Annotated in this window: 8 protein-coding genes and 1 other RNA gene; all 9 read left to right on the top strand. The window is 41.0% G+C overall.

Going from position 1 to position 10,156, the window contains the following annotated elements; translation table 11 throughout:
- The first annotated feature begins 701 nt into the window (after positions 1-701).
- The 9 genes from BFI01S_RS12770 to BFI01S_RS12735 all read left to right on the top strand — a co-directional run bounded on the left by BFI01S_RS12770 (position 702) and on the right by BFI01S_RS12735 (position 10,152).
- Positions 702-3,002: a DEAD/DEAH box helicase gene (locus BFI01S_RS12770; protein ID WP_061792961.1), complete on the top strand. Its 2,301-nt coding sequence runs from the start codon at positions 702-704 to the stop codon at positions 3,000-3,002.
- A complete protein-coding gene (locus BFI01S_RS12765) occupies positions 2,992-4,257 on the top strand; it encodes a ribonuclease H-like domain-containing protein (protein ID WP_061792960.1) in 1,266 nt (421 codons plus the stop codon). Before BFI01S_RS12770 ends, BFI01S_RS12765 begins: the two co-directional genes overlap by 11 nt.
- Positions 4,258-4,575: 318 nt before the next feature.
- The gene (locus BFI01S_RS12760; protein ID WP_061792959.1) at positions 4,576-4,935 is read left to right on the top strand and encodes a CotD family spore coat protein; all 360 of its coding nucleotides are present in this window, start codon (positions 4,576-4,578) and stop codon (positions 4,933-4,935) included.
- Between the two features lie 79 nt (positions 4,936-5,014).
- Entirely contained in the window at positions 5,015-5,584 is a 570-nt protein-coding gene (locus BFI01S_RS12755) for an SLOG family protein (protein WP_061792958.1), read from the top strand.
- An 80-nt stretch (positions 5,585-5,664) separates the two neighbouring features.
- Complete coding sequence (gpsB, locus tag BFI01S_RS12750; protein WP_035330218.1) at positions 5,665-5,964, top strand: cell division regulator GpsB; 300 nt, start codon at positions 5,665-5,667, stop codon at positions 5,962-5,964.
- A gap of 81 nt (positions 5,965-6,045) precedes the next feature.
- Positions 6,046-6,434: RNase P RNA component class B (rnpB, locus tag BFI01S_RS12745), an RNA gene on the top strand.
- 197 nt (positions 6,435-6,631) lie between these two features.
- On the top strand, positions 6,632-7,771 hold the full coding sequence (locus BFI01S_RS12740; RefSeq protein ID WP_061792957.1) for a THUMP domain-containing class I SAM-dependent RNA methyltransferase: 1,140 nt from the start codon (positions 6,632-6,634) through the stop codon (positions 7,769-7,771).
- A 72-nt stretch (positions 7,772-7,843) separates the two neighbouring features.
- Positions 7,844-8,011, top strand: coding sequence for a hypothetical protein (locus BFI01S_RS23395; protein ID WP_169799761.1), 168 nt, complete (start codon positions 7,844-7,846; stop codon positions 8,009-8,011).
- Between the two features lie 215 nt (positions 8,012-8,226).
- The gene (locus BFI01S_RS12735) at positions 8,227-10,152 is read left to right on the top strand and encodes an ATP-dependent DNA helicase (protein WP_061792956.1); all 1,926 of its coding nucleotides are present in this window, start codon (positions 8,227-8,229) and stop codon (positions 10,150-10,152) included.
- The last annotated feature ends 4 nt before the right edge of the window (positions 10,153-10,156 follow it).

Here is a 10,156-nt window from a genome sequence, read left to right as displayed (position 1 = left end):
CAAAAGCTAATTTTAATACTAGGCTCTTTTCGTATAAATTGTTATTTTTGCTTATTAATGTTGTCCGTTGATTTCCGCTCCAGGATGCTCAGCGAACAGCGGGGCGGGCGGTGAGCCTCCTCGACGCTCCGCGTCTGCGGGGTCTCACCTGTCCCGCTACTCCCGCAGGACGTTGATTAAGCTTCCTTGAGTAAACGGCGCACGAAGAAAATGCGAATGCATTTTCGAGGATCTCGCACCTTCCGCTACAATCAACTCAGTAAAAATATACAAAAATGCAACAAACCTTGCGAAAACACCTAATATATTCGCGGCTGTGACATCTAAATATATCGGACCTTCCTGGTGAAAAATGATTTTAATCCCTCGGCGAATATATTAAAGGTTAAAATGGCATAGGTCATTGCAAATGCCGAGAAAAAAGGAATCCAAATTGGTCCTCTTATATCCTCAAAGGCTTTAATCATCATCATTGGCCAAGAAATCGAATTATTGACCAATTGCCAATCTCCTGTCATGGATTGTACAAAATCCTGTGAAATATATTTAGAACTTTCAGTCAATTTTTCCATGAATCTGATTTAGTAAAATAAAGATTAAAACTTAATAAAAAATTTCCCATAAATAGTTAATAGAAATTAAGAGTTTGCTCTGTTAGAACGAACGTTTATTCGGTAGAATAGGAATATGAGGTGAAATAGATGAAAGTGCGAAAAAATTTGCCTGAAATCATGAAACAGCTTATATCTGAACAGCAATATAAAGAGAATATTGTCCATTGGCATACAATAGAAGAAAAAGAGGCTAAGACTGCCAGCCTTCCGGACAACATTCATCCATCCTTAAAGGATGCACTGCAAAAAAGGGGCATTTCTAGGCTATATACACATCAGAAAACATCTTATCGGACAGCCATGAATGGGGACAGTCTGGTAGCTGTTACTCCAACGGCCTCTGGAAAAACGCTTTGCTACAACCTTCCAGTTCTGCAGACGATCGTAAATGATCCAGATGCAAGGGCGCTTTATATGTTTCCGACAAAAGCATTGGCTCAGGACCAAAAAAGCGAAATCAATGAAATCATCCAGGAGTCCGGATTGGATATCAATTCCTATACATATGACGGGGATACACCGGCAAACATCCGGCAAAAGGTACGAAGAGCCGGGCATGTGGTTATTACAAATCCGGACATGCTTCACTCGGCAATTTTGCCTCATCATACAAAGTGGGTATCTTTGTTTGAAAATTTAAAGTATGTGATCATAGATGAACTTCATATATACAGAGGGGTATTTGGCAGTCATGTAGCAAATGTCATTCGCCGTCTTAGACGCATCTGCCGTTTTTATGGCAGCGACCCCATTTTTATCTGTACATCTGCAACAATATCCAATCCTCTGGAGCTGGCAGAAAAGCTTACAGAAAAGCCGATGAAACTCGTCGATAATAATGGAGCCCCAAGCGGGAAAAAACATTTTGTATTTTATAATCCTCCTATTGTCAATATACCGCTGAATATCAGAAGAAGTGCAACTCTCGAAGCGAGAAAGCTCGCAGGTGAACTTCTGAAAAATAAAATCCAGACCATTGTATTTGCAAGAAGCAGGGTCAGAGTCGAAATCCTGCTGACTTACCTCCAGGAGCTTGTCAAACATAAACTGGGGCCAAAAGCAATTCGGGGTTATAGAGGCGGTTATTTGCCAACCCAGAGACGGGAAATTGAAAAAGGACTGCGTTCAGGGGAGATCTATGGAGTCGTCAGTACAAATGCCCTTGAACTGGGCGTGGATATCGGACAGCTGCAGGTTTGTGTCATGACTGGATACCCCGGTACCATTGCCAGCTCTTGGCAGCAGGCTGGACGCGCAGGAAGAAGGCATGGTGAATCGCTTGTCATTATGGTGGCAAGCTCCAGTCCGCTGGATCAATATGTTATACAAAATCCTGATTACTTTTTTAATAAAAGTCCTGAAACAGCCAGAATTAATCCGGATAACCTTATTATTCTGGTTGATCATATCAAGTGTGCAGCCTATGAGCTCCCTTTTAATGCCGGGGAACGTTTTGGCACTTTTGAAACTGAAGAGGTATTGGAATACCTGGCGGAAGAAAGGGTCCTTCATCAGAACGGAGAAAAATTTTATTGGATGAAAGACTCATTTCCTGCCCATAACATCAGTCTCCGTTCAGCATCACAGGAAAATGTTATCATAATTGATCAATCAGATATTGCGAATGTAAAGGTAATTGGTGAAATGGACCGCTTTTCTGCTATGACCCTTCTGCACGATGAGGCAATCTATCTTCATCAAGGAACCCAGTTTCAGGTGGAAATGCTTGATTGGGAAGAGAAGAAGGCGTTTGTCCGTGAAGTGGATGCAGACTATTTTACCGATGCTAATCTGGCAGTAGAGCTCAAAGTGCTTGAGCAGGATAAAATCAGAGTGTCATCCATTGGAGAGATTGGCTTTGGGGATGTCAGTGTTGTAGCAATGGCAACAATATTTAAAAAAATTAAGTTTGAAACACATGAAAATATCGGATCCGGTCCAATAACACTTCCTGAAGAAGAACTCCATACAAGCTCAACCTGGCTTTCGTTTAACCGGGAATCCTTGAATTATAAACAGGACCTGCTTGAACAGGGACTCATTGGAACAGCACATGCACTTAAGCATATTGTACCGCTATTTGTTATGTGCGATCCTCAGGACGTTCATGTTATCCCGCAAGTGAAAGCTGCCCATAATGAAAAGCCGACGATCTTTTTCTATGACAGGTATCCGGGCGGTGTAGGGTTAAGTGAGAAAATCTTCGGAGGAATAGAACATATCATGCATGAAACGATGGAAATGGTCAGAAGATGTGCATGTGATCATGGCTGTCCTTCCTGCATCGGAACAGATACCTCTTCAGAAACGGCCAAAAAAGACGTACTCCGGATTCTCGGCTCTTTTAAAAAGGGCGTTAATAGCGCAGGTGATAGAATTGTCCATTAAAAACAAGTTGAACAGGCTTAAGGGACATCTTGGAACAGATAACGATAACCAGCCTTCATCCGTCCAAAAACATGAGAATATAGCCGATGTCCCTTTTAAAGAAGTATGGGCTAATGAAGGTGTTTATCCGTATTATTTTGAAGACTCTTACTGTCTTGTAAGGGAAAAAGAATACAGCCTTGACTATAGGCATGGAATCTATTCTTTTGGGCAGTATACAGCAGCGGTGGATGCTTGGAATTCTTCCAACCTCAGACATCCGCTGTCTGCTTCCGGTCACGGGCCGGAAAACCTTTTCTTTTTTGATACAGAAACAACCGGCTTGGGCGGAGGTACTGGCAATACTATCTTCCTGCTTGGCCAAGCCAGTCTGCATGGAAGCAAAATAAAGCTGAAACAGCATATTCTCCCTCACCCGGGTGCTGAGATACCTTTATATAAAAGTTTTCTGGAAAGCATTGATTATTCAACAATGGTCACGTACAACGGGAAAGCTTTCGACTGGCCGCAGGTTAAAACGAGACACACACTGCTAAGGGAGCATGTCCCAAAACTGCCTCCATTTGGACATTTTGATTTATATCATGCTGCAAGGAGAATGTGGAAACACAAACTTGAAAGAATAAAGCTTGCTGCAGTTGAAAAAGAAGTTCTGGGGATTGAAAGAAAAGACGATATTCCAGGGTTTCTGGCACCAATGATTTATTTTGATTTTATTGAAAGAAAAGATCCTGAAGGGATGCTGGGAATCATAAAGCATAATGAAATAGATATCCTATCCCTGATCAGCCTGTATACACATCTTTCTTTCCAGATACTGCAGCTGGATGAAAGACAGACTTCCCGTGAGGTTTATGAAGTGGGAAGGTGGCTTTCAACACTGGGTGAATCTTCACAGGCAGCAATTGCCTTCAATAAAATATCTGAAGGAGAGTCTTCTGAAGCTTTGGATGCCAGGTTTGCATTGGCTTTTGAGCATAAGAAACATAAAAATTGGGATGAGGCCACAAAATTATGGAAGGATATTGCTGAAAAAGGCTTAATTAATATGAAGGTAATTTCCTGCATTGAACTGGCCAAGATTTATGAGCATCGATTAAAGGATATTGACCAGGCTATAATCTTTTCGAAGAAAGCGTTAGACCTGCTGGAAGCAGATAACGGAACAGAAAAGCTGAAAATAAAACAGGAAGATTTGCACCGGCGGATTGTACGGCTTGAACGAAAAATTAATCGAGCTAAAATCTCCTTGTAACATAATCTTAATATACCAGACAAAAAAATCCACTATTTCCTAGTTGTATGTACTTCTTTTAACAGTTAAAATTATAACTTGTGTGGTACTTTTTTAGGAATTTTATATAGTGAGGCTGGTAAAAAATGTATAAAGCAATCTTATTTTTATTCTTCCTTGTAATTTTCACTACTGCAATCGTTTTCTCCAATTTAAAAGACAGTTTCTATAGCATGCTGTAAGGCTAGTACCTATAAAATAGGTGTTTTCATTAGTACAAGATTACTCTTTCTAACATAGGTTGTTAATGTAAAAACAATTTCGAAAGGGGATCTTTACATGTATTGCAGACCAAGACCTTCGCAGGTGATGCCTGCTGTTGTTCATCCGACAAAATGCTGTGTAACTCATTCGTTCCAGAACATTGTGGTTCCGCACATTCATCCTACACATCATACTCACGTAAACCACATTAACTACGAGAATCAGCACTCTTACCCGCAAACGCAGTCAAATGTAAACCAGGTGACACAATCGAATGTGAATATGGGACCAAGACCTGGCGTGGCAGGTGCATGTAGCCCAGGAATGGGTCCAGGTATGGGAATGGGTCCAGGATATGGCGGACCTGGAACTGGCGTAGCTGGAGCATCAACCGGTATGGGTCCAAAACAAGGGCCAAGTTTTTCCGGCAGATAATAAACAAGGGCTATATGCCCTTGTTTTATTTATATAAATGGCAGCATTCTCAGCCAGATTTTTTTAAGGAGTTTTGCAATTGACAAAAGTAGCAGTTATTTCAGGGTACAAGCCTTTTGAAGTAGGGATATTTAAAAACGATGACCCTGCTGTCAGCTATATCAAAACCGCAATCAGAAAAAGCCTGCTTTCTTTGCTGGATGACGGTCTTGAGTGGGTAATCATCAGCGGGCAGCTTGGTGCAGAACTTTGGGCAGCTGAAGTTGTTTATGAACTTCAGCACGAAGGTTACGAAGACTTGAAGCTTGCAGTCATTACTCCCTTTTTAGATCAGGAAGCTTCCTGGAAGGATGCCAACAAAGAATGGTATGATTCTATACTGGTTCAGGCAGATTTTGTTGATTCAGTAACAAAAAAACCTTATGAAAGCCCCCAGCAATTCAGATTAAAAAATCATTTTTTTGTCAGTAAAAGTGATGTGCTCCTGCTATTTTATGATATGGAAAAAGAGGGAAGCCCTAAGTATCTGTATGAAACCGCCAAAAAATATCAGGAAGAAAATGAATATGACATTAGACTAATCACCTTTTATGATTTACAATTGATTGTAGAAGAAGAACAATTCTCTCAGAGAGAGACATTTGAATAATGCTCAGATAAATTGACAAATGTACATATCTCTGGAAAAATAGTATTAATTATGATTGCCGATATACTGAGGTGAGTGTCATGCTATCCGATAAAATTAAATTAACTGCAAAAGATATTTTGGAAAAAGAGTTTAAGACAGCTATGAGAGGCTACAAGCCTGAAGATGTCGATAAGTTTTTAGATTTGGTCATTAAAGATTATGAAGCATTCCATCAGGAAATTGAAGATCTGCAGCTGGAAAATGTGAAGCTGAAAAAACAGGTTGAGGAAGCTTCACGCAGACCGGCAGCACAAACTGCAGGAACAACCAATTTTGATATCCTAAAAAGATTATCAAATCTGGAAAAACACGTTTTTGGCAGTAAATTGTATGATTGACAGGATTGATCAGACTTTCCAGTTTAAAAACATTGCTATTCCTTCACAGATTACATATAATATTCTTTGTGATCATTAATAGCGTTCGGGTAATCGCTGCAATATATCTTATATTGTAGAGGAAAGTCCATGCTCGCACAGGCTGAGATGCCTGTAGTGTTCGTGCCTAGCGAATTCATAAGCTAGGGCAGTCGGAGCTGGCTCCGGCTGACGGCAGGGAAAATGCCTAAGTCCTTCGGGATATGGCATGAATACCTTGAAAGTGCCACAGTGACGTAGCCTTTTCAGAAATGAAAAGGGTGGAACGAGGTAAACCCCGCGAGCGAGAAACCCAAATGATGGTAGGGGCACTTTCCCTGAGGAACTGAACAACGGGAAGGACAGGCAGATGCCTGTAGATAGATGATTACCACCTGAGTACGAGACATTTGTCGCTTGCAGTACTACGGTACAAAACATGGCTTACAGAACGTTATTAGTGAGACAGTATGAGTGTTATTAATTCAAGCTCTCCTTTTTGGGAGAGCTTTTTTACTTTGCTGCAGGCTGGTTTAAAATAAAGATAACTAACGCATTCATTGCGGGTAATCATATAAACAGATATACTTTATGTGTTGATCCAGTTAGATATACATAATAGAAATAAGAATTAGGTTAGGGTGAAAATATGTCTAAATACGATTTAATCGCCACTACGGCCATGGGCCTTGAGGCACTTGCTGCCAAAGAAGTGCGCGATCTTGGATATGAATGTGAAGTTGAAAATGGCAGAATAACATTTCAAGGCGATGAAGCTGCAATTGTCCGGTCTAATTTATGGCTGAGAACAGCAGATCGGGTACGCATAAAAGTGGGAGAATTCAAAGCAACAAGCTTTGATGAGCTTTTTGAAAAAACCAAAGCGCTGCCTTGGGAAAGGTATATGCCTGAAAACGCCGAATTCCCAGTATCAGGGAAGTCTGTGAAGTCCAAACTTTTTTCTGTTTCCGATTGTCAGGCGATTGTCAAGAAAGCAATCGTGGAACGCATGCGAACAAAGTATCATAAGACAGGCTGGCTAGAAGAAAGTGGGCCGCTATTTAAAATAGAAGTTGCTCTTCATAAGGATATAGCCCTGTTGACCATCGATGCCAGCGGAAGCGGCCTCCATAAACGGGGATATCGTACAGGGCAGGGGGAAGCGCCACTGAAGGAAACACTTGCAGCTGCATTGGTGATGCTGACAAATTGGAACCCTAATAAGCCATTTGCGGATCCTTTCTGCGGGTCCGGCACCATCCCGATAGAAGCAGCATTAATCGGCCAGAATATTGCACCCGGTTTTAATCGTGAATTCATTTCGGAAGGATGGTCCTGGATTCCTGAAAAAGTCTGGGAAGATGCAAGAAATGAAGCTGAAGACCTGGCAAACTATGATCAGCCACTTGATATCACAGGTGCTGACATTGATCATAGGATGGTTAAGATCGCTGAAGAAAACGCTTTTGAAGCTGGATTGGGTGATTTGATCAACTTCAAACAAATGCAAGTGCGTGATTTTAAGACAACTAAGGAATATGGTGTTATTGTTGGGAATCCTCCATATGGGGAACGCCTTGGTGAGAAGGATGCAGTACAGCGAATGTATGCTGAAATGGGAAGTGCCTTTGCTCCTCTTGACACGTGGTCCATTTATATCTTGACTTCAGACGAGCAATTTGAAACTCACTATGGAAGAAAAGCAACTAAAAAGCGAAAGCTTTTCAATGGCTTTATTCGTACAGACTATTATCAGTACTGGGGTAAAAGACCGCCGAGAAATAATTAGCAGCAAAAGCATAAAACCTCCTGAAACTGTATAGAATATATCTATCTGATTCTTTTTTCAGGAGGGGTGGCAATGAAACATTCCAGCATCGATTTTCATAAAATTTCCCAGGCGCTGAATGGAACACTTGAAGCAATACACGGAGACGGTGATCCATCAGCAGAGGCACTGGAGAGTCTTAAAAACGCACAGGATGAACTTCAGCAGGCATTGTCATTTTCTATGTCACGTGTAAACTAATCGTTCATAATGAGCAGGGGGCTGCCTTAAAGCACCCCTGTTTTTTTGATAAATTTGCAGGTTTGGCGTTATATCTTGACAGTTACTGTATTTGAGATAAAATTATATGATGTTCATTTGATTATTAATTACTGATATATGAAATAATGATAGAACTGTTAATTCAAAGCGTCTGGTTTATAGGCGCTTTAACTTTTTAATTACGGAGGGGTAGCATGTCGAACCGGATGCCTTTTGCCGTATCCAAGAGCGAATCTTTTTATGAAAAGCTAAGTGAGTGGATCGGAGATGTTTTTTACGATATATTGCCTGAAGCAGGATTTGAAATTCGGGATGAGCAAATATTTATGGCTTTTCAGCTGGAGAAAGCATTTAAAGATAAAAGTGTTATTTTCGCTGAGGTAGGTGTAGGGACTGGGAAAACGATTGTTTACCTTTTATATGCAATCAGTTATGCAAGGTACATAAATAAACCTGCTATTATCGCCTGTGCGGATGAGACTTTAATCGAGCAGCTTGTGAAAAAAGAAGGTGATATTGCCAAGCTGGAAAAAGCATTAGGGTTAAATATTGATGTCAGACTGGCAAAATCACGCGATCAGTATCTATGCCTAAACAAGCTGGACAAGCTCGTTGCAAATGATGTTCATGATCACTATAATCGCATTTTTGATGATCTTCCGGATTTTGTTCAAACAGGCTCATCCATGCAAAAGTTTGAAAGATATGGTGACCGGAAAGATTACCCTGAATTGCCGGATGAGCATTGGACCAATGTCTCTTGGGATTCAATACAGGACTGTTTCACTTGTGAGAAGCGTCACCGCTGTGGTCAAACTCTCCATAGGGAATATTACCGCAACGCAAAAGACTTGATCATTTGTTCACACGACTTTTACATGGAACATATCTGGACCAAGGAATCGAGAAAACGGGAAGGGCAGCTGCCTTTGCTCCCTGAGAGCTCATGTGTGGTTTTTGATGAAGGCCATCTGCTGGAATATGCATCGCAAAAGGCTCTGACATATCGTTTTTCCGAGCAGATTCTGGAATCCATCTTAACAAGGCTCATGGCGAATGATGTACGTGAAAAAACGTTAAATATCATTGAAGATGCTATTTACCAGAATGAGCATTTCTTTTTGACACTGTCCATGTCAGCTTCGGGTGATACTGGTTCTGACAAGAAAACGATTGAAAAAACTGCAGATGTTATGAGTGAAGGACGTAAACTGCAGGACTTGATCAATACACTTGAGGAAGAATTAGTATTTGAAAGCGAAATGTATGTCATTAATGAATATGACTTAAAAATTGTTGAAGAATATCTTGAGCAAATCTCATACTCACTTTCATTGTTCCTTAAGGATTTAAAAGGAATCACCTGGTTTGAAGAGAATAATGGGGAAAGAACCCTGGTTATTATGCCAAGAATGGTAGAAGACATTATGCGGGAAGAAGTATTTTCCCAGAAGAAGCCGTTTGTTTTCTCCTCTGCAACACTGTCTGAGAATAAGTCCTTTGATTATATGGCAAAAAGCCTGGGAGTAGACGATTATCTATCCTTTACCGTAGATTCCCCGTTCGACTATGACGAAAATATGGTCATTCGCATGCCGGAATTTGCGGAGGGATCAGGAACTGCGAAAATGGACTACATTCTCGAACAAGTTAAAGCAACAGAAGGAAGGGCTTTAGTATTATTCAACAGTTCTTCTGAGCTGGCAGAATTCAAAGCATTTGTTTCAGGGAAAATAAGTGTGCCGGTCTTTTTTGAAGGGGATGCAGAGATAAGCAGCCTCGTATCAAGTTTCCAAAATGATGAGCATTCAGTTCTCTGCTCTGTTCATTTATGGGAAGGTCTTGATATACCGGGCAGATCCCTGGAGAATGTGCTTATTTATGGCCTTCCATTCCCTCCTCACGATCCGGTCTTTACAGCCAAAAGGGAAGGTTCGGCCGATCCTTTCAAAGAGGTTGATCTTCCATATATGATCCTGCGTTTAAGGCAGGGGATTGGAAGATTAATTAGAACACATGAAGACAAAGGGACCGTTCATATTCTGATGAATAAAAATGAAAATCCTGAAGTCCGCGAAATGATAAAAAAGGTTCTGCCTGCAGAGCCCGTAACAAGCTGAACGA

The sequence above is a fragment of the Cytobacillus firmus NBRC 15306 genome, from assembly GCF_001591465.1.
GTDB lineage: Bacteria > Bacillota > Bacilli > Bacillales > Cytobacillaceae > Cytobacillus > Cytobacillus firmus.
The sequence above is the reverse complement of the archived record's forward strand: the minus strand, read 5'-3'. Positions and strand labels throughout refer to the sequence as shown.